17 protein-coding genes, 1 tRNA gene and 1 riboswitch are annotated in these 19,802 nt (G+C 72.8%); of the genes, 5 read left to right on the forward strand and 13 right to left on the reverse strand.

The genetic code is table 11. The features are described from left to right. Nucleotides 1–64 precede the first annotated feature (64 nt). Both ACZ4TV_RS03365 and ACZ4TV_RS03370 read left to right on the forward strand, forming a co-directional pair. Nucleotides 65–922 (forward strand): class I SAM-dependent methyltransferase, encoded by an 858-nt coding sequence (locus ACZ4TV_RS03365; protein ID WP_468130173.1) that lies wholly within the window; start codon nucleotides 65–67, stop codon nucleotides 920–922. Nucleotides 923–1,336: 414 nt separating this feature from the next. Then, the gene (locus tag ACZ4TV_RS03370) at nucleotides 1,337–2,335 is read left to right on the forward strand and encodes a zinc-dependent alcohol dehydrogenase family protein (protein WP_468130702.1); all 999 of its coding nucleotides are present in this window, start codon (nucleotides 1,337–1,339) and stop codon (nucleotides 2,333–2,335) included. A 47-nt stretch (nucleotides 2,336–2,382) separates the two neighbouring features. On the opposite strand, the gene ACZ4TV_RS03375 is transcribed toward ACZ4TV_RS03370, so the two are convergent. Together ACZ4TV_RS03375 and ACZ4TV_RS03380 are read right to left on the reverse strand one after the other, a co-directional pair. Beyond that, entirely contained in the window at nucleotides 2,383–3,204 is an 822-nt protein-coding gene (locus tag ACZ4TV_RS03375) for a Crp/Fnr family transcriptional regulator (RefSeq protein WP_468130175.1), read from the reverse strand. Between the two features lie 86 nt (nucleotides 3,205–3,290). Then, complete coding sequence (locus ACZ4TV_RS03380; RefSeq protein ID WP_468130177.1) at nucleotides 3,291–3,797, reverse strand: hypothetical protein; 507 nt, start codon at nucleotides 3,795–3,797, stop codon at nucleotides 3,291–3,293. Between the two features lie 555 nt (nucleotides 3,798–4,352). On the opposite strand from ACZ4TV_RS03380, the gene ACZ4TV_RS03385 reads away from it, so the two are divergent. Further along, entirely contained in the window at nucleotides 4,353–5,906 is a 1,554-nt protein-coding gene (locus ACZ4TV_RS03385) for a fused MFS/spermidine synthase (RefSeq protein ID WP_468130179.1), read from the forward strand. A 171-nt stretch (nucleotides 5,907–6,077) separates the two neighbouring features. On the opposite strand, the gene ACZ4TV_RS03390 is transcribed toward ACZ4TV_RS03385, so the two are convergent. The 7 genes from ACZ4TV_RS03390 to ACZ4TV_RS03420 all read right to left on the reverse strand — a co-directional run bounded on the left by ACZ4TV_RS03390 (nucleotide 6,078) and on the right by ACZ4TV_RS03420 (nucleotide 11,800). Then, nucleotides 6,078–6,151, reverse strand: a tRNA-Pro gene (locus ACZ4TV_RS03390). A gap of 132 nt (nucleotides 6,152–6,283) precedes the next feature. Continuing rightward, entirely contained in the window at nucleotides 6,284–6,646 is a 363-nt protein-coding gene (locus ACZ4TV_RS03395) for an MmcQ/YjbR family DNA-binding protein (protein ID WP_468130181.1), read from the reverse strand. An 89-nt stretch (nucleotides 6,647–6,735) separates the two neighbouring features. Continuing rightward, nucleotides 6,736–7,293, reverse strand: coding sequence for a GAF domain-containing protein (locus ACZ4TV_RS03400; RefSeq protein WP_468130183.1), 558 nt, complete (start codon nucleotides 7,291–7,293; stop codon nucleotides 6,736–6,738). Further along, a complete protein-coding gene (locus tag ACZ4TV_RS03405) occupies nucleotides 7,290–7,910 on the reverse strand; it encodes a GTP-binding protein (RefSeq protein ID WP_468130186.1) in 621 nt (206 codons plus the stop codon). Before ACZ4TV_RS03405 ends, ACZ4TV_RS03400 begins: the two co-directional genes overlap by 4 nt. Next, complete coding sequence (locus ACZ4TV_RS03410) at nucleotides 7,888–8,250, reverse strand: DUF742 domain-containing protein (RefSeq protein WP_468130704.1); 363 nt, start codon at nucleotides 8,248–8,250, stop codon at nucleotides 7,888–7,890. Before ACZ4TV_RS03410 ends, ACZ4TV_RS03405 begins: the two co-directional genes overlap by 23 nt. A 101-nt stretch (nucleotides 8,251–8,351) precedes the next feature. After that, the gene (locus tag ACZ4TV_RS03415; RefSeq protein WP_374778475.1) at nucleotides 8,352–8,786 is read right to left on the reverse strand and encodes a roadblock/LC7 domain-containing protein; all 435 of its coding nucleotides are present in this window, start codon (nucleotides 8,784–8,786) and stop codon (nucleotides 8,352–8,354) included. Between the two features lie 35 nt (nucleotides 8,787–8,821). Further along, entirely contained in the window at nucleotides 8,822–11,800 is a 2,979-nt protein-coding gene (locus ACZ4TV_RS03420; protein WP_468130188.1) for an ATP-binding protein, read from the reverse strand. Nucleotides 11,801–12,420: 620 nt separating this feature from the next. Here ACZ4TV_RS03420 and ACZ4TV_RS03425 point away from each other — a divergent pair. Then, entirely contained in the window at nucleotides 12,421–13,302 is an 882-nt protein-coding gene (locus tag ACZ4TV_RS03425; protein WP_468130190.1) for a trypsin-like serine protease, read from the forward strand. Between the two features lie 301 nt (nucleotides 13,303–13,603). Beyond that, a complete protein-coding gene (locus ACZ4TV_RS03430) occupies nucleotides 13,604–14,482 on the forward strand; it encodes an SGNH/GDSL hydrolase family protein (protein WP_468130192.1) in 879 nt (292 codons plus the stop codon). Between the two features lie 72 nt (nucleotides 14,483–14,554). Here ACZ4TV_RS03430 and ACZ4TV_RS03435 read toward each other — a convergent pair whose 3' ends face one another. The 4 genes from ACZ4TV_RS03435 to ACZ4TV_RS03450 all read right to left on the reverse strand — a co-directional run bounded on the left by ACZ4TV_RS03435 (nucleotide 14,555) and on the right by ACZ4TV_RS03450 (nucleotide 19,354). After that, nucleotides 14,555–15,703: an oxygenase MpaB family protein gene (locus ACZ4TV_RS03435; protein ID WP_468130194.1), complete on the reverse strand. Its 1,149-nt coding sequence runs from the start codon at nucleotides 15,701–15,703 to the stop codon at nucleotides 14,555–14,557. Between the two features lie 298 nt (nucleotides 15,704–16,001). Then, entirely contained in the window at nucleotides 16,002–17,219 is a 1,218-nt protein-coding gene (locus ACZ4TV_RS03440) for an MBL fold metallo-hydrolase (RefSeq protein ID WP_468130196.1), read from the reverse strand. Nucleotides 17,220–17,400: 181 nt separating this feature from the next. Then, nucleotides 17,401–18,186 carry an SGNH/GDSL hydrolase family protein gene (locus tag ACZ4TV_RS03445; RefSeq protein WP_468130198.1) on the reverse strand — a complete coding sequence of 262 codons (786 nt, stop codon included), beginning with the start codon at nucleotides 18,184–18,186 and terminating at the stop codon, nucleotides 17,401–17,403. Between the two features lie 163 nt (nucleotides 18,187–18,349). After that, nucleotides 18,350–19,354 (reverse strand): M23 family metallopeptidase, encoded by a 1,005-nt coding sequence (locus ACZ4TV_RS03450; protein WP_468130200.1) that lies wholly within the window; start codon nucleotides 19,352–19,354, stop codon nucleotides 18,350–18,352. Between the two features lie 2 nt (nucleotides 19,355–19,356). Next, nucleotides 19,357–19,532: riboswitch (cyclic di-AMP (ydaO/yuaA leader) on the reverse strand. Between the last annotated feature and the right edge of the window lie 270 nt (nucleotides 19,533–19,802).

A 19,802-nucleotide genomic window follows, 5' to 3' on the forward strand; every position in this document is an offset into this window, starting at 1 on the left:
TTGGGCACTTGCCCATACTAGGGCCGGGGCGCCCTACTGCGCCCCGGTGGGAGGGAGTTCACCCATGGATCAACTCGCCAACACCGCACAGGCCGAGGCGTGGAACGGCTACGAGGGCGAGCAGTGGGCCCGTAACCAGGAACGCTGGGACGCCATCAACGACGGCTTCAACCAGCCCCTCCTGGAGGCCGCGGCCGTCTCGGAAGCCAATCACGTGCTGGACATCGGCTGCGGCGCGGGCCGCACCACCCGCCTCGCGGCCCGGCGCACGGCCCGGGGCCGGGCACTCGGCCTGGACCTGTCGGGCCCCATGCTGGAAAGGGCCCGCCACAGCGCCCTGCGCGAAGGCGTGGAGAACGTCTCCTTCGTCCAGGGCGACGCCCAGGTCCACCCCTTCGAGGCCGAGGCCTTCGACGCGGTCATCAGCCGCTACGGCATCACCTTCTTCACCGACCCCACCGCCGCGTTCACCAACTTCCACCGCGCGCTGCGCCCCGGCGGCCGGCTGGCCTTCATCTGCGCGGCCGAAGCCGAGGCCAACGAATGGCTCCGGGCGCTGGCCTCCCTCGACGGCATCCTGCCGCTCGGCGGCTTCGGCAAGCCCGGCGCGCCCGGCATGTTCTCGCTCACCGACCCCGCCCGCATCCGCGCCCTGCTCACGGCGAGCGGGTTCACCGATGTGGACGTGCGGCGCGTCGAGGTCCCCGGAAACTGGGGACCGGACGCGCAGGACGCTGCCGCGTTCCTGCTGGATTCCGGCCCCGGACGCCACCTGCTCGACCAGGTGAGCCCGGAGACCCGGGCCGAGGCACGCCTGGCACTGACCAACGCCCTGCGCGCCTACGAAACGACCGGAGCGGTGTGGCTGCGCAGCAGCTCCTGGCTGATCACCGCCACCCGGAACGAGCCCGTCCGCAACTGACGGCCGGCCGCCCGCGGGCGGGCGGGTGAGCGGGTGAGCGGGCGGACCCCAGCGGTGGCTGCGGCGCATGCGCTGCGCAGTGTTCCTGCATGCTTTTGCGCGGTCCGGGAACGCGCCCACCAGGGAGCTAGTGCTGTGGCCGGAAAGGTTTGCCGGGTCGCGGCGTCCGGTGCATGGGGTCTCCCCAGGCCCGCAGGGCCTAGGGGAAGCATCGCAAGGCGGAGGACCGCGGCTCGTACTGGACGTACTTGCGCGGTCCGACAACGCCGCGAGGTGCCGTGCCGGGGGCCGTGACCCGGTGAACCTTTCCGGTCACAGCACTAGGCGCAGCGCCGGCTCCTGGAGGCACGCTGGATCCGAGGTCGACGGCGGAGGTAGGGAGGACCGAAGGTGGATGCCCGGATTCCGAAGACCATGCGGGCCTGGATCGCCTCGTCGGCCCACCCGGGTACGACGGAGATGGCGGAGCTTCCCGTCCCGGTGCCGGCGCCGGACGAGCTGCTGGTGCGGGTGCGCGCGTGCGGGGTGTGCCGTACCGATCTCCACGTCCGCGACGGCGACCTGTCTCCGCACCGGGAACAGGTCGTGCCCGGCCATGAGGCCGTCGGCGACGTCGTCGCGACCGGCGGCGAGGTCACAGGGCCGGCCCTCGGCTCGCGGGTCGGCATCCCCTGGCTGCGCGGCACGTGTGGTGGGTGCCGGTACTGCGAGCGAGGCCAGGAGAACCTCTGCCCTTCGTCCCTCTACACCGGCTGGGACGCGCACGGCGGCTACGCCGAATACGCGACCGTGCCCGCGCCGTACGCCTACGAGGCGCCGAGCGGATACGAAGCCGAGGCGCTGGCTCCGCTGCTGTGCGCGGGCATCATCGGATACCGGGCCCTGCGCCGCGCCGACCTGCCCGAGCGCGGCCGGCTCGGCATCTACGGGTTCGGCGCCTCAGCCCACCTCACCGCCCAGCTCGCCATCGCGCAGGGCGCGACCGTGCACGTACTCACCCGCTCCCCGGCCGCCCAGGCGCTCGCCCTGGAGCTCGGCGCCGCCTCGGCGGGCGACGCCCGCACGGGCCCGCCCGAACCGCTGGACTCCGCCATCCTCTTCGCCCCCGACGGCGCCCTCGTCCCCCTGGCTCTGGAAGCACTGGACAGTGGGGGAACGCTGAGCATCGCCGGCATCCACCTCACCGACGTCCCGCCGCTGAACTACCAGAAGCACCTCTTCCGCGAACGCACCGTCCGCAGCACCACCGCCAACACCCGCAGGGACGGGCGCGCATTCCTCACGGCAGCCGCCGAACACCGCCTTCAGCCGACGCTTACGGTGTACGACTTCACCCACGCCGACACCGCGCTGGACGACCTCGCGGCCGGCAGGGTCCGTGGAGCGGCGGTGCTGCGGATGCCCGGCCCGTGACCATGCGGATCTTGCTCAGTGGGTTGTGGTCCTGCGGTTCGGTGACGTCAGCCTGCGGCGTCTTTGAGCCGTTCGGGGTCGAGGACGGTGATGCGTCCGCGGGCGAGCCGGAGCAGGCCGTGGTCGGCGTAGTCGCGCAGCACCTTGGTGCACGTCTCGCGGGAGGTACCGGCGAGGGCGGCGAGCTGTTCGTGCGTGAGGGCGATCTGCGGGTGGCGTCCGACCGGCCGCAGCGGGCTCGCCGGGGGCTGGGCGCTGGTGAGGGTGGTCAGGGTGGTGGCGATGCGCTGGGCGACGGTCTTGAAGACGCTGTCGGACAGGCGTTGTTCGAGGTCTGCGAGGCGGCGGCCGAGGATCGCGGTGATCCGGGCGGCGATGCGGGCATCGGTCAGCAGGAACCGGTTGACGTCGGAGCGGCTCATCACACAGACGACGGTGTCGTCGAGGGCTTCGGCGTAGTTGTCGTACATGTGCTGGCCGAGCAGGACCATCTCGCCGAAGATGGTGCCCGGGGAGACGATGGCGGTGGTGAGGGCCCGGCCGTCGGCGGAGACCCGGAAGACGCGGACCCGGCCCTTTTTGAGGATGAACAGCACCTCGGACGGCTGGGTGGGCGAGTAGAGGATCTCGCCCGCGTGGTAGCTCTTCATCGGCGCCGCGGCGGCGATGGCTTCCATCTCCTGCTCGGACAGGTCGCAGAAGATGTCGACCTCGGCCAGGCACCAGGTCCGTTCCGCTTCCTCGTCGCCTGCTGGGGCGTCGGTCATGGTGTGCGTCTCCTCGCGTCGTCCCGGGGCCCACGGCGGCGGTGCGGCGCCCCATGCCGGGCTGGCCAGCGCTGCGGCGCCCTCGGCCAGACAGTAGGACATCGCGCCACCGTCGCCGCCTGTCCGGCGTGGCGCCGCCCCCGGCTGTGGAGTGCCGGGGCCGGGTGTCGACGCGGGCGGTGCAGGGCTCATCCTCGGGCCTGGTCGGGGTGCTTGCCCATCGCCCGGGCGATGCAGGCGAAGGTCAGTCCGGCGAGCAGGCCGAAGACGAGGTGGGCGCCGAGGCTGGAGGAGGTGACGTCGTTCCATTCGAAGACGGGCATGCCCATGTTGGCGGGCATGATCCACAATGCGCCGACGGTCCACCACACGGCGCCGTACGCCAGGCCGAGGACGACGGCGGGGGCGGGGGCGGGGCGCTGGGCGAAGGACCCGAGGAGCACGCCGAAGGTGACGCCGGCGAAGAGCGCGATCGCGAGGTGGATCAGCCATCCGGCGAAGGCGCTGGTGGAGCCGAGGAGACCGGCGACCATGGTGATCATCGCGGTGTCCGTCATCGGCTTTGACACCGACATCCAGATGCCCATCCCGATGCCGCCGACCAGTCCGGCCGCGGCGCCCCACACCGCGTGGAGCGGGATCGCGCCGGTTTTCATCGCGCCGGTTCTCGGGGATGCCTGCTCGGTGGTGGCCATGGTGAACGTCCTTCCTGATTCGTTCGCTTTCCGCTCTCGTCGCTGACGGTAGGACGCCGGGCAGGTGCGGGTATGTGAGCGCGCTTACGTACCGGGGAGTAGATCGCTCGGCTGTCAGGGGGACTTCACCGCGGTCAGCAGGGGTCGGCGTATTCGTCCAGGGGCCGGGCGTCGGCGATGCAGGCGATGCGGGCGGTGAGCCCGCGAAGCTCGGGCGGGAGCCGGTCGGGGTCGGCGGTGACGTCGGACGTGGCTCACCCTGCGCCACGAAACCAGCCGCACCGTACGGACGGCGGCCCTCACCGCCTGGGCACTCCCCGTCGTCACCGTCACCGGCCTCGCACTGCGCCGGGGCACCATGCCCGAGCGGCCCCGCCCCGTCGTACTGCGCCCGGCCGCCGCCCTGCAGGCCGTCGTCGCCGTCCGGCACCTCACCCGCCGCTGACCGCCGCGGGTGCCCCCGTCTGGCCCGGAACACATTCCCGCGCCGGAATCGCCGTTTCCTGAGCAAGGAATGAGAATTCCCGCAATGCTGCCGATGGGTCGCATGCAAGGATGTCGCCCGTGACCGGATCGTCCTCCTCGCCCGTCGCCGAAGGCACGCCTCGCGACCACGGCCTGGGTCCCCGTGCCGCTGCCGCGCTCGTCTTCGGGTCCTCGGCCGCGGTCCTGGTGGTGGAGATCGTCGCCTTGCGACTGCTGGCTCCCTACCTCGGCCTCACCCTCGAGACCAGCACCATGGTGATCGGTATCGCCCTCACCGCGATCGCCGTCGGCTCCTGGCTGGGTGGGCGCATCGCCGACCAGGTCAATCCACGCCGGCTCCTGGGCCCCTCGCTGGGGCTCTCGGGAGCGGTCGTGGCGCTCACCCCCGCCGTGCTGCGCACCACCGCGGAGTGGGCACCGGCGATGCTCTTGTTGATCGCGTCGCTGACCATCCTCGTGCCGGGCGCGCTGCTCTCCGCGGTGACGCCGATCGTGACCAAGCTGCGTCTGACCAGCCTCGCCGAGACCGGAACGGTGGTCGGCCGGCTGTCCGGCGTCGGCACCGTCGGCGCCATCGTCGGCACGGTCCTCACCGGCTTCGTCCTCGTCTCGCGGCTGCCGGTCAGCGGCATCCTGATCGGCCTCGGCACCCTGCTGGTGGTCGGCTCGGCGCTGGTCGAGTGGCGAACGCGCGGATGGAGCAGCGCCCCTGCCCTCGCACTCGCGGTCATCGCCGGCGGCCTCGCCACCACGGTCGCGCCCGGTGCCTGCGACACGGAGACCAGGTACCACTGCGCACGGGTCGTCGCGGACCCCGACCGGGGTAGCGGTCGCACACTCGTTCTCGACGGCGTGCGGCACTCCTACGTCGACATCGACGACCCGACCTTCCTCCGGTTCGAGTATGTGCGGGCCATCGCGTCGGTGGTCGATGCCGCCTTTCCCCAAGGTGAGCCACTGGCTGCCCACCACCTGGGCGGCGGCGGGCTCACCTTCCCCCGTTACCTCGCCGCAACGCGGCCCGGGACGCGCAGCCTTGTGTCCGAGATCGACAGCGGGGTCGTGCGCATCGACCGCGACCAACTGGGCCTGAGGGCACAAGGCGGACAAGGCGGTATCGGCGTACGCGTCGAGGACGGCAGGCTCGGCCTGCGGCGACTGGACGCCGGCAGTCGTGACCTCGTCGTCGGTGACGCCTTCGGGGGCGTCAGCGTGCCGTGGCACCTCACCACGGTGGAAGCGATGACGGACGTACGGCGGGTGCTCAACGAAGACGGCCTGTACGTCGCCAACCTCATCGATCACGGTGGTCTGGCCTTCGCACGTGCTGAAGTAGCCACGCTCAGCGAAACCTTCGAGCACGTCGCCCTCGTCGGCAAACCCACCGATATCGGCCTCGATCCGACCGCCACCTCCGAGGGCGGCAATCTGGTGGTGCTCGCCTCCGACCGACCGGTCGACCTCCGCGCGACCCAGGAAGCGCTGGACGCCCGGCAAACCGGCTGGAAGATCGCCACCGGCGACGGCCTCACCTCATGGATCGGCCATGCCAAACCGCTCACCGACGACCACGCGCCCGTCGACCAGCTCCTCCAGCCCTACAGCCCACGGAGCGGCCAGTAACGGGGCACCTGATGCGCGGACGCCGGCGTCGAGGTGCATCTGCTGCGGAAAGATCGCCGGGCACGGCCCGCTCACGACCACGCAGCGTTACCAGCACTCTACGTGCACAAAATGATCAAGGGGCCGTTTCGGATTGCTCCGAAACGGCCCCTGACCTGCGACTCTTTCGAGTCGGGACGACAGGATTTGAACCTGCGACCCCTTGACCCCCAGTCAAGTGCGCTACCAAGCTGCGCCACGTCCCGATGCCCGCTGACCTGGGGTTTCCCCTGGGTGAACGCGCAGGAGAACGATACCGCATTTCACGGGGTGGTCGCGCGCACCTTTCCGCTACCGGTGTCCCCCGGTGCCGGCGTGCGGTGCCGGGGAGCCTGGTCTCAGCCCGCGTCGCCGGTCAGCTCCGGATGGGCCGCGACCAGGCGTTTCGGTGCCGCCTGGAGCCAGGAGTCGGTCAGGATCGAGCGCAGTTCGTCGTCGTCGCGCACCGCCGCCAGACGGACCCGGATCCAGGCGTAGTTGTCGTCGTGCCCCGCGCGTACGAAGAACTTCTCGGGCTCCGCCGCGATCAGCTCGGCCCGTTCCTCCTTGGGACACTTCACCCCGATCGAGGTGTCGTCGTCGGCGAGCGAGACGAAGATCTTCCCGCTCACCCGGAAGGTCGGCATGCCCCAGGCGAGCTTCTCGCTGCTCTCCGGGAGCGACAGTGCGATCAGGCGGACGTCCTGCGCGGTCGCGGCCATCCCCGAGACTCCTCTCCAGCCACCGGTGAACCCTTGTCCCCCGACGACCGTAGCCCCGGCCACCGGGCACCGGCCACCCGCCACCGGGCTCACCCCCGCCGGTCCGCTCCCCGGTCCTCCCGCTCGTGCACCAGCGCCACCAGCTCCGCCGCCAGCGCCTTGACCGTGGCGAGCCCGTCCGTCCCCCACCGCCGCGGCACCACGTCCACCGCGCACACCGTGCCCAGGACGATCCCGCGCCGGTCCGTCAGCGGCGCGCCCACGTACGACCGCACCCCGCTCTCGTCCACCACCGCGTTGCCCGCGAAGCGCGCGAAGTCCCGTACGTCCTCCAGTACCAACGCCCGCCGCCGCACCACCACGTGCGGGCAGTAGCCGTGGTCGCGGGCCAGGACCCGCGCCGGGTAACCGCTCGGCGGGGCCTCGGCCGCGTGGTGCAGCCCGGCGAAGAACTGCCGTTCCTCGCCGATGAAGTTGACCCCGGCGTACGGCGCGTCGAGCGCGTGCGCGACCCGCCTCGCGAAGGCGTCCAGCTCGGCGTCCGTCCGCTCGCCCAGGCCCAGTTCGCGCAGCCGGACGACGCGCGCGGGCGCCTCCCGGTCCACCGGCGTGAGCAGCAGGTGTCCGGTCGATTCGTAGTACGTCATGGCGGTTCCCCCGACTCCGAAGACGAAGAGCTGACGGTGAAGGCTTTTTCCTTGAACGTGCACAACAGATGGCGGACGAGGGCGGCCAGCGTCCCCGTCCCGGAGCTCGTCAGGCGCGCGTCGCACCGTACGACGGGCACCTCGGGCCCGAGCCCCACCGCCTCGCGGACCTCGTCGGGCGCGTAGCGGTGACCGTCGTCGAATTCGTTGACGGCGACGATGAAGCCGATCCCGCGCCGCTCGAAGAAGTCCACGGCGGGGAAGCAGTCGGCGAGGCGGCGGGTGTCGGCGAGCACCACCGCCCCGAGTGCGCCCGCGCACAGCTCCTCCCACAGGAACCAGAAGCGGTGCTGTCCGGGCGTGCCGAAGAGGTAGAGCACGTGGCGCTCGTCCAGGGTGATCCGGCCGAAGTCGAGCGCGACGGTCGTGGTCGACTTCGCCTCGACGCCGTGCAGCGGGTCGGCGGCCGTGCTGAGGTCGCTGAGCAGTTCCTCCGTGCTCAGCGGCTCGATCTCGCTCACCGCGCCCACGAAGGTGGTCTTGCCCGCGCCGAAGCCCCCGGCCACCAGGATCTTCAGCGTCGCCGGGGCGGCGTCACAGTCGTTTGCGTAGGCCATCGAGCACCGCCAGGAGCAGGGACTGGTCTGCGGCCGCGAACCCGTCGCCGTCGCCGCCGATGCCGATGCCGATGGCGGGGAACCGGGGCGCCTGCGCCATGACGGCCCCGTATTCCATCAGATCGGACAGCAGCACCTTCACGACGACGGCCGGCAGCCGCAGCTGCCCGGCGACCTCGGCGACGGTGACGGCCGCGGCTCCGGCGCACAGCCGCAGTGCGAGGGTGTGCTCGGCGCCGAGCGGGGCGCGCGGCCGCACCCCGGTCGCGGTCACCAACGAGAGCAGGTCGAGGGCGACGCCCGGCCTGGTGCGGCCGCCGCTGGCGGTGTACGGGCGCATCACCCGGCCCGCCGAGTCGTCGATCCACGGCGTGTCCCGCCCCTTCGCGTACGCCCCGTTCGCGTACGGGCCCTTCGCGTACGCCCCCGTCGCGCGGGCCCTCATCGCTCCGGGTCGGCGACGGGCCGCCGCGGCGGGGCCGCCAGGTACGGTCGTACGCTCTTGACCAGCATCGCCATCTCGTAGCCGAGCACCCCCGCGTCGGCTTCGCGGTCGGCGAGGACGGCCAGGCAGGTGCCGGAGCCGGCCGCGGAGACGAAGACAAGCGCGGTGTCGAGCTCGACCACGACCTGCCTCACCTCCGCGCCGTCCCCGAAGCGGGAGCCGGCGCTGCGGCCCAGCGAGTACAGCCCGGACGCGAGGGCCGCCAGGTGGTCGGCGCTGTCGGCGTCCAGACCGTGCACGCACGTCACGAGCCCGTCGGCGGTGAGCAGTACGGCGCTGCGCGTGTACGGCACGCGCTGCACCAGGCCGCTGAGCAGCCAGTCGAGGTCCGAGAGCCGGCTGCCGGTCTTCGTCGCCACTTCGCCGCCCATGGGGGTGCGCTCCTTGCTGAGGTGAGGGGTGGGGGTCATGCCTGGTTCTCCGACTGGGCGAGGCCGAAGCCCCGTTGGAAGGCGGCCATCAGGCCCGGGTCGTGCAGGGGTTGCTCGGGGTCCGCGGCCCGCCGCGGGGCGGGTGCGTCGCGCAGCTGGGGCGCGAGGTGCTGCTGGGCGCGGCGCCGGGGCAGCGCGGGCCGCGCATCGCCTGCGGCGCGCGCGGCAGGCACGGACACCGCCTCGGCCGCCTCCCCGACCCGAGGCGAGGGCAACGCCCGGCCCGCCCCCTCGAACCAAGGCCCGGCCGAAGGCGGGGGCGAACCCGACGCCAACGCACCTGCGCCAGCCCCGGCCCCGCCCCCGGAAACAGGCCCGCCCCAGGCCTCGACCGCAGGCCCCGGCATGGGACCGGCCGAAACCGGCGCGCCCGCCCGACGGGAGGGCAGCGGCCGAGCCGCATCCTCGGGCCGAGCCTCGGCCGAAGGCCCGGCCGAAACCGGCCCGCCGGCCTGAGGCGAGGGCAGCGGCCGGGCCCCACCGTCGCGCCGGGCCTCGGCCGAAGGCCCGGTCACGGCCTCGGGGGAGGCCATCGCCCCGGCCGGGGGCGAGGACAGCGGAGCTGCGCCAGGCCCGGGCGAGACCACGGGCCCGGGGACAAGTTCGGCCCAGCCCTCGGCCGCGGCCTCTGGCGGAGGCGCGGCCTCAGCCCGGGACTCGGCCGAAGGCCCCGGCGAGGCCACGGGCCCGGAGGCAGGTTCGGCCCAGCCCTCGGCCGCAGGCCCCGCCGAGGGCGCGTCGGGGGCCGCGGCCTCAGTCCAAGGCCCGGGTGTCCGCCCGGTCGCAACCGGCGGCGTCGCCCGACGCGAGGGCAGCGACCGGGCCGCACCCTCGGGGCGAGGCTCGGCCGAAGGCCCGGTCACCGACTCGGGCGTGGCCGTCGCCCCGGCCCAGGGCGAGGACGGCGGAGCTGCGCCAGGCCCCGGCGAAACCACAGGCCCTGCGGGGAGCGCGGCTGAGGCCTCGGCCTCAGCCAAGGGCTCGGCCGCTGGCCCCGGCGTGGGGCCGTCCGAAACCGGCGGCCCCGCCCCGCGCGAGGGCAGCGGCCGGGCCTCGGGCCGGGGCTTGGCCTCCGGGTCCGGCACGGGCCCTGCCGAAACCCGGGCGCCCGCCCGCCGCGAGGGCGGCGGAGCAGCCGCGGGGACGGGCGGGACCACGGGCGCGGCCTCGGCCCAGGACCCGGCAGCAGGCTCCGGCCGGGGCGCGGCCTCGGCTCGCGGGTCGGTCGCAGGCTCCGACAGAGGCGCGGCCTCGGCCCACCGGTCGGTCGCAGGCTCCGACAGAGGCACGGCTTCGGCCCGGGACCCGGCCACAGGCTCCGACAGCGGCGCGGCTTCGGCCCAGGGTCCGGCCGCAGGCTCCGGCAGCGGCGCGGCTTCGGCCCGGGACCCGGCCGCAGGCTCCGACAGAGGCGCGGCTTCCACAGCCCAGGGCCCGGCCGCAGGCTCTGGCCGGGGCGCGGCCTCGGCCCGCGGGTCGGCCGTCGGCTTCGGTGGGGGCGCGGCTTCGGCCCGCGGGTCGGGCGTCGGCTTCGGTGGGGGCGCGGGTTCGGCCCGCGGGTCGGTTGCAGGGGCCGGGTGGGGCGTGGGGGTGGGCCGGGCGGTGGGCTGTGGGGCCGCGCAGCCGGGGCCGGGGCCGCCGCGCCAAGCCTCCGGCACGGGGAGCCGTACGGGCTCCAGCGGCGGCATCGCCGTCCCCGCCCCGGTCCCCCACGACGTGGCCCGCGAGCCACCCGCCGCGTCGGCCGCGGTCGGCGCCTCCGCGCCCAGCAGCTCCTGCGGCAGCACCAGGACCGCCAGCACCCCGCCGTAGATGTTGGACTTGAGCTCCACGGCGATGCCGTGCCGGCGGGCCAGCGCCGATACGACGTACAGGCCGATCCGTCCGTCCGCCAGCAGGTGCCGGACGCTGATCTGGTCGGGGTCGTCGAGCAGGGCGTTCATCCGGTGCTGTTCCTCGACCGGCATGCCGAGCCCCCGGTCCTCCACCTCGACCGCGATCCCGGCGGTGACCCGCTCCGCGCGCAGCACCACATCGGTGTCGGGGGCGGAGAACACCGTGGCGTTCTCGACGAGTTCGGCGAGCAGGTGCACCACGTCGGCGACGGCGTGTCCGCGGACGCTGCCGCCGGCCGGGGGCACCACCTTGACCCGGGTGTACTGCTCGACCTCCGCGACCGACGAGCGGAGCACCTCGCTCAGGTCGATGGGCCGGGTCCACTGGCGGCGCGAGGCGGCGCCGCCCAGCACGGCGAGGTTCTCGGCGTGGCGGCGGATGCGGGTGGCGAGGTGGTCGACGTGGAAGAGCTCCTTGAGCAGGTCCGGGTCCTCGACCGTGTCCTCCAGGTCGTCCAGCAGCGAGATCTCGCGGTGCACGAGGGACTGAAGCCGGCGCGCGAGGTTGACGAAGACCTCGACCTTGCGCTCGCTGTCGGACGGGGCTGCCGGGCCGGCCAGCCGTAGGAGAGTGGCGTGGGCCTGTTCCCGGGCGCCGCGCAACTCCTGCGAGAGCAGCCAGAACTCGTCCACGCCGGCCGGGTCGGCGCCCGCCGGCGGCGACGTCGGGCCGCCCCGCACCGGACGGGGCGGGGTCTCGCCGCGCTCCAGCCGGTCGGCGGCCGTACGCAGCTCCTGGCGGCCGCGCACACTGGAGCGGCGCAGCGCCTCGCACCGATCCCGTACGGCCTTGGCGGCGCGCTGGGCTCCGAGCAGGGCCGCGGCGAGTGCTCCGACCACGAGCAGGGCGCAGCCGGTGAGCACCGGCCACAGCCGGGCGTCGCGGTCGCCGGCTCCCCCGCCGAGCTGGAGGGTGAAGATCACCGCGGCGGCGCCGCTGAGCCCCGCGGCGAGCGTGGGCAGTACGGCGGCGCGTACCAGCTGGGGGCGTATCTGCCGGCTGGGACCGGTGACGGCGTGTCTCGACGGGGCGTGGCGGGCGGCGCGGGGTCCGGACATCGGCGTCCTCGGTACGTGGGGCCCGGCCCCCAGCGTTCCCGGGGTCCGGTGTTGATCACCGAATACCCACGCTAGACCCCACCGTCCCGCCGTCGACTGCCAGTTGGTGAACTTCGCGGGCGTGCTTCCCGCTCCCGGTGGAGCGCTCGCACAGCAGCCCGATTGTGCTGGGTCGCCTCCGGCTCGCGGAACGCGGCAGCCGGGACGGCTCGTACGCCCGGGGGCGCAGTCCGCGGTCCGCCGCACGTACGCGCGCTCCTCGGAAGGACGGCCCGGCAGCAGCGGTGAGCTCCTCGACCGGGCCGCGTCACGAGGGATCGTCCGTGGGTGCCGTCCATCGAAACAGCGGCAAACACCGATAAACAGCGGCAAATAGCGGGAAATGGCGGCCCGCAACCTTCAGGACAGTGCCGCGCTCCGGAGCATTGGCGAGGGCGCGACCGACATCGTCGACGCTGCCTGTGACGCTGACGCACTCCGCCTCCCCAAGGGGGGTGTCGAGCGCAGCCCCCGTGAACAACCGCCAAAGAATCCCGGGCTCTTGCCGCGCGCCCCCGCGCACGCTTCACTGTCGATCACCCCACAGGAGAACCCCGCCCCACGACATCGAAGGGCTTCCCTTGACTGCCGTACCCGTACGCCGCCTGAGTGCCGTCACCGCAGCGGCCTGCGCCCTCGTCCTCGGCGCGGCCCTGCCGTCCTCCGCGATCAACTCGTACAACGCGACGCCGGCGCCCGAACGCACCGAGGTGGGCGCCCTCGTCGCCACCTGGGATAACGACGGCGACCCGGCCACCCCCGACCGCGTCGACTGGGTCTGCTCCGGCACCATGATCGACGCGGACACCTTCCTGACCGCCGCGCACTGCACCACCGACTGGCCGGCGAACGTGAAGTTCTACGTCTCCCTCGACCAGGATGTGCAGGCCGGCCTGGACGCGGCCGCGGCCCAACACCCTGGTGACCCGGCGGCCGTGGCACGGGCCGTCGCCGTACAGGGCGCCGCCCACAACCACCCCGAGTACCCGGGCCCAGCCTCCGATAATCACGACATCTCGGTCATCGAGCTCCCCGCCGCCGAGGTCGGGGCCCGCTGGACCTTCACCCCCGCCACCCTCCCCGAGGCCGGAGCGCTCAGCGCACTGGGCCCGCAGGGACTGCACGACACCCCCTTCTCCGTCGCGGGATACGGAACCCAGGAGGCCGCACGCGGCCCCGGCGGCCACACCCACCCCGGCGGCGGCGTCCGCATGAAGGCCCCCGTCGGCTTCGACGCCCTCAACAACGCCTGGGTGCGCCTGGCCATGACCGCGCCCCAGGGCAACGGCGGTGCCTGCTACGGCGATTCCGGCGGCCCGAACTTCGCCACCCTGGGCGGCAAGCTCACCCTGGTCGCCACCACCATCACGGGTGACGGCCCCTGCTACGCCACGAACGTCTCGTACCGCCTGGACACTCCCGGCGCCCGCGCGTTCCTGTCCCCCTTCGCCAAGCTGCCCTAGTGCTGTGACCTCCACTCACCCGGTGCCGCCGGACCCCGCGTCCGGCGGCACCGGTACGTCGGGCGTCCCTCACGCCCGTCAGACGGTGTCCAACCGAGGTGCGTCGGGCCGAGAAACATTCCTGCGCGACCTCTTGACGCTCTGTCACATGAGCCACATATTACGAGCCAGTAAAACTGACCAGTAACTGCGCGCAGCCTCACGGCAGGCGGACGGGACCGCCTTGCCGTCGGCCCCGTGCGTCCTTCGGCCTCCGCCGGCCGGATGGCGCCCGCCCTCCCCCACCACGAGAGGCACCGCCATGCGATCAGTTCCATCGAGCCGCCGTGCCCGCGCCACCGTCGCCGCCGTCACGGCAGCGGCGGCCCTGGCCACCGTTTCCGGCCTCGGCGCCAACTCCGCCTCCGCCGCCGAGACCGCCCTCAACCGCTATGTGGCGCTGGGGGATTCGTATGCCTCGGCGGCCGGGGTTCCGGACCAGGTCGACTCCGCCTGCACGCGCTCCCACCGGAACTACCCCGCACTGGTGAGTTCGGCGCTGGCGCCCGCCGCCCACACGGACGTCACCTGTGGCGGCGCCACCACCGTGCACATGAGCACGGCCCAGAACCCGTCCGCACCACCCCAGTTCGACGCGCTGAGCGCCGACACCGATCTCGTCACGCTCACGATCGGCGGCAACGACGTCGGCTTCGCGAGCATCATCGTCCGCTGCGTGACCCTGGGCCTGTTCAACCCGGGTGGTTCGCCCTGCAAGAACAGCTACACCTGGACCGGCTCCGACAAGCTCGCCGCCGCGGTCGACTCCACCGCTCCCAAGATCGCCGCCACCATAGACGGCATACGTCAGCGCGCCCCCCGGGCCAGGATCATGATCACCGGCTACCCCGCGATCCTTCCCGACGACGGCACCAACTGCCCCTCGGTCGTCTCGATCGCCCGGGGCGACGCCCCCTGGCTGCGGGACACCCAGAAGCGCCTCAACACGGTGATCGCCGCGCAAGCCGCGGCGCACGGTGCGACGTACGTGGACACGTACACCAAGTCCATCGGCCACGACATCTGCAAGCCGGCCGGGACCCGCTGGATGGAACCCCTCGTCACCAGCGCCGCAGCGCCGTTCCACCCCAACGCGGCCGGTGAGCGGGCGATGGCCGACGCCGTTCTCGCCACGCGCTGAACCGGCCGGCGCGCTCTCCGCTGGCTCGGTCCACCCGTGCCTGTCCGGCGCCGGGCGCCGGACAGGACCCGGTCAGCGGTTGTCGTCGAGTTCCTGGTGCATCTGCGGTTGGTCGTCCTGGTCGTGCGTGAGGGCGAACTTCTGGATCTCGTTGTATCCCTTGGACGCGATCCCGACGATCTCCTTGTAAGGGTTGACGCCGGTGGTCTTCTTTGCGGCGCCGCCGAGGAGGCCGCCGCCTACGCCGCTGACCAGGCCGTGGCCGGCGGACAGGGGGCCCGCGGCCGCGCCGAGCACGCTCTTGGGCAGGCCGGCCATGTCGGCGTACTTGTCACCCAGGGCGTGGCGGACCATCGCGATGAACGCGTCGTGGACGCCCGGCGGGTAGAACTTCTTGTAGAAGTCGACCGCCTGCTTGGTCATGAAGACACCGTGCTCGGTCTTCTGCCACTCCTTGTCCCGCTGGGAGTTCCACAGCCGCTCGACTTCGTCGGCGTCCTTGGGCAGCAGCCACTTCTCCGGGGTGCCGAGGTAGTGGTTGACGTAGTGCCAGGCACAGATGAAACCGTGCGCGTCGTCCTTGGACACCTCGATCCCGAGCCGCTTCATGGCCTGCAGGATCTGCGTGGAGAACACGCAGGCCGCGCCGGTGGTGTACTTCTGGGAGACGGGCTCCCCGTACGTGGCGTAGTCCCACTGCCCGCTCTTCTTGTGGAGCTGGCGCACCGAGGCGTGGACCAGGCGGACCTTGGTGACGTTCGCGGCGAGGGTGCCGTCGCGCATGGCGTTCTTGTTGCCCATGTCGATGAACAGGCGCGAGGACTGCGACAGGCGCCGGCCGGGTCCGTCGACGCCGCCGAGCCGGCCGGTGGAGCGCAGCGTGAACGCCCCGGTCGGGGAGAGGTAGGTGCCGATCAGGCCGACGGTGCCCTGGAGCATGGACACCTCGCCGTGGTGGTGGGCGAAGAAGCCCTCGGCGGCCTTGACGTCGGCCTCGGACCAGTCCGGCGGGGCAGCGGTGGCCGCCTTGAGGAACTCGGCCAGGCGCGGCGGGAGTCCGGAGAGGTCCGGGCCGGGCTTGAGGGTACCGATGGTCCGGAACAGGGCGTTGACCCCGTCGATCTCCTTGTTGTCGATCAGGTCGGACACGAGCTGGTCGGCCGCCGGGTCACCGACCTTGCTCGCCGCTTCTAGTTCTTGCGCCACATACTGGGCCGTCAACGCCACAACGGGACTCCGTCCTCGGAGATGGGTGGGGGGAAGCGCGTGCCGGGCCCTGGCGCGGGATCGCCGGGCGGCGGCCTGCGCGGGCCGGTCCACCAGCATGCTGGCGGGGACCCGCGGGCGACCGGAACACCCCCGAGGGAACGGATCGTTTCGCCCTCACCCGAACGGACGCGCGAGCCTCCGAGGCCGGCGGCGGTCTGCGGATGCCCTGCTCGGGGGCGGCCGGACGGTTCGCCGCCCTGGAAGCGAGAGCCCGCCCTCGCTTCCAGGTGCACGGCACACCCCACCTCGGTCAGGTGGTCGAGGGCGTCCTCGGTCCCGGGCCGCCCGCCAGGTCGAGATCGCTCCGGGAAGGCTCGACCGCCGACACGTCCAGGAGCTTCGGGCCGCGCCACGGGCGGGCGAACTGCCGGGCGACCGGGAGCCACCAGCGGTCCGTCGGGAGCTGGCCGGCCGGTTCGAAGGGCTGGCCCGGCACGGGGAGGGCGACCTTCTGCCCGGCATCCTCGGCCGCGTCCGCGGTCCACTCCCCCGGCTCCGCCCACGCGTGGAGAGCCAGATTGAAGGTGCCCCAGTGGATCGGCAGCAGCGTGCCGTGCGGGGTGCCGCCCTGCAGGTCGAGGTGGGCGCGCATGCCCTCCTCGGGGGTCATGTGGATGTCGGGCCAGTACTCCGAATACGCCCCGATCTGGATCATCGTGGCGTCGAAGGGCCCGTGCTCGGCTCCGATCTGCTCGAAGCCGGGGAAATAGCCGGTGTCCCCGCTGTGGTAGATCCGGTGCTCGTCGCCCGCGACGACCCAGGAGGCCCACAGGGTGTGCTGCTGGTTGCGCAGGCCGCGTCCGCAGAAGTGCCGGGCCGGGGTCGCCGTGAGGGAGAGCCCGGCGACCTTGGTGCTCTCGTTCCAGTCCAGCTCGCGCAGCCGGTCGGCCGGTACGCCCCAGCGCTCCAGGTGTGCGCCGACGCCCAGCGGGACGGCGAAGACCGTGTCCGTACCGGCGAGGTCCTTGATCGTCGGCAGGTCGAGGTGGTCGTAGTGGTCGTGCGAGATGACCACGACGTCGACCTTCCCCAGCGAGGCCAGCGGGACCGGCACCGGGTGCAGCCGCTTGGGGCCGGCGAAGGGGAAGGGGGAGCACCGCTCGCCCCACACCGGGTCGAACAGCACCCGGCGCCCGTCGATCTCCGCGAGCACGCTGGAGTGGCCCATCCAGGTCAGGCGCAGACCGCTCGCGGGCGGCTTCGCCAGCTCCGCGAGGGTCGTCGGGTACACCGGGACCGACGCGGCGGGGCTGCGCCGCGCCCGCTGCTCCCGGTGGAAGTAGACCTTGGCGAACTCCGCCATCGACCCCGAGGGCCTGGTCCGGGCCCCGACCGGATTCTGGAAGACGCCGTCGGCGAAGTTCGGCGAGCGGCGGATGCGCTCCAGCCGGGCACCGGACGGATCAGCGCCGAAGGCTTCGGGCCGCAGGGCACGCAGCCGCGGACGCAGGGGACGGGAGCCGGTCAAAGCGCCTCCAGGCAGGATGGGGGTCGGGACGGTCGTCGGTCTACGACCATCCCAACGCGCACCGGCCCCGAAGGATTCCGCTCGCGGCCCCCGCCCGCTCCGCCGCCCCCGGTCACGCCCCGCCCCCCGCCCCAGCTCCCCCGTCCGCTCCCGGCCCGGGTCCTACAGCGGCGGCCAGGTCCTACAGCGGCAGCAGGTCCGGCCGCTTCGCCTCGACGTGGTCCCCGGAGGATTCCCCGCGCAGCCGTCGGCCGATCCACGGCACGAGGTGGTCGCGCGCCCACTGGATGTTGTCCCGGGTCACGTCCACCGAACCGCGCGGCCGCTGCGGCGGCCACGGCTGGTCGGGGTCGGTCGGCACGTCGAGCCCGAGCACCTGCGCGGCGCGCAGCGCGACCCGCGTGTGCCCCTCGGGCGAGAGGTGCAGGCGGTCCGCGTCCCAGGCCCGCCGGTCCTGTACGGACTTCAGCGACCAGAGGTCGAGCACCGGGCAGTCGTAGCGGTCGGCGATGGCGCGGACGTGTGCGCTGTACGTCGCCACCTTGCCCCGCAGGTGCTTGAGGACCGGCACGCCCCGGGTGTCGAAGCCAGTGGTGATCATGACCTGGCCGACGGACCCGGCGAGGTCCGCGACGGCCGCCTCGAACCGCTCCGCCACGTCGTCCGGGTCGCTGCCGGGCCGGATGATGTCATTGCCCCCCGCGCAGAAGCTGACCAGGTCCGGCGCGAGGGCCTTGGCTCTCGGAAGCTGGTCGGCCACGATCTGGTCGAGGAGCTTCCCGCGCACCGCCAGGTTCGCGTACCGGAAGTCGTGCTCTTCGCGCTGATCGGCCAGGAGCACGGCGAGCCGGTCCGCCCAGCCGAGATACGAATCCCCGGGTCCCGGGTCCCCCACGCCTTCGGTGAAGCTGTCCCCGATCGCCGCGTACGAGCCGATGGTCTTGAGTTTCGTCGTCGTCGCTGCCACGGGACACCATCTTTCCTTCCCGTGAGCAACCTACGCCAACGTAATGAGGGGTTGACGGACCGTGATCTGTACCACGCGGGGGATAAGGAATAAGTACGCGTGAGGCCGGGACCCCCCTCGGGTCCCGGCCTCACGCGTGTCCGTGCCCCGACGGCGGGTGCCGTCAGATGCTCACGCCCTTCGAGCGGAGGTAGTTCACGGGGTCGATGTCCGAGCCGTACGACGGGCCCGTGCGGATCTCGAAGTGCAGGTGCGGGCCGGTCGAGTTGCCGGTGGAGCCGGAGAGGCCGATGCGCTGGCCGCCGGTGACGCTCTGGCCGGACGAGACGGACAGCGAGGAGAGGTGGGCGTACTGCGAGTAGGTGCCGTCCGTGTGCCGGATGACGACCTCGTTGCCATACGCGCCGGCCCAGCCGGCGGAGACCACGGTGCCCGCGCCGACCGCCTTGACGGTGGTGCCGGAGCTCGCGATGAAGTCGACGCCGGTGTGGTAGCCGGAGGACCACATGCTGCCCGCGACCTTGTACTGGGTGGAGATGCCGCCGCTGAGCGGGGCCACGAAGCCGGAGGCCGACTGCTGCTCGGCCGGAGCCTCTGCGGCGGAGTCCCGCTCCACCGGAGCGGGCTTCTCGACCGGCTTCGAAGCAGCCTTCGGGGCCGTCTTCGGGGCGGCCTTGGGAGCGGCCTCAGGAGCGGGCTTCGGGGCGGCCTTCGGAGCCGCCTCCGGAGCGGGGGCGGGGTCGGCCGGAGCCGCCTCACCCGACCCGCCGAGCGTCAGCTTCAGGCCCGGGTGGATCAGCGACGGGTTGGCACCGACGGCCTCGCGGTTGTCGGCGTACAGCTGCTGCCAGCCACCGGCCAGGTGGCGCTCCGCCGCGATCTTGGAGAGGTAGTCGCCCGGGACGACCGTGTAGACGGTCGGCGCGGCCTGCACGGCGGCGACGGGCGCGGCCTGCACGGCGGCGAGGGACGCGGCCTGCAGCGAGACGGGGACCTGCGGGGCCACTGCGGGGGCCACCGCGGTCGCGGCGGCCGGGGCACCGGCCGCGTGGGCGCCGGCGGCACCCATCAGCGGCAGCGCGAGGGCCGCGCCACCGGTGCCGGCGACGGCGAAACCGCGGGATATCGAGAGGGACTTGGGACGGCGGTGCTTACCCTTTGCAGGCATGTCGAATTCCTCTCCGGCGCCTGCGAGGTGAGCTGTCGGGTTCGGACTGGAGATGTCCGGCCGTTCATGTGCGGGACATGTACGGCTTCACCCCGAGCCGTACCGGCGAAAAGATCTCCGGCACAGCGGCTTACCTGGTTCCCCCGCTCCTGCCGCGCGAAATAGTCGGGTGCGGTTCCCGGGCGGCGGCAGGATTCGGCGGTCCACCCGGATCGATCGCGAAGGTAATCCCTGACGACCGCGCGGAACAAGCCATGAATTCCCTGACGGATTCGCAGGAATGAGGGATCGACGGAATTCCCGTCACCCTCCGTCCATTCCGCACCCTCAACAGCCGCTCCGACCGGGCGATTCGGCTTTCGCGATCAGGCACTCACGGTCACCGTATGATCTGGCTCACGGGGACGTGCCCGATCTCGCCTCCGGATATGGCAAGTTGGCGCCAAGT

Source organism: Streptomyces sp. NPDC028910 (assembly GCF_055564955.1).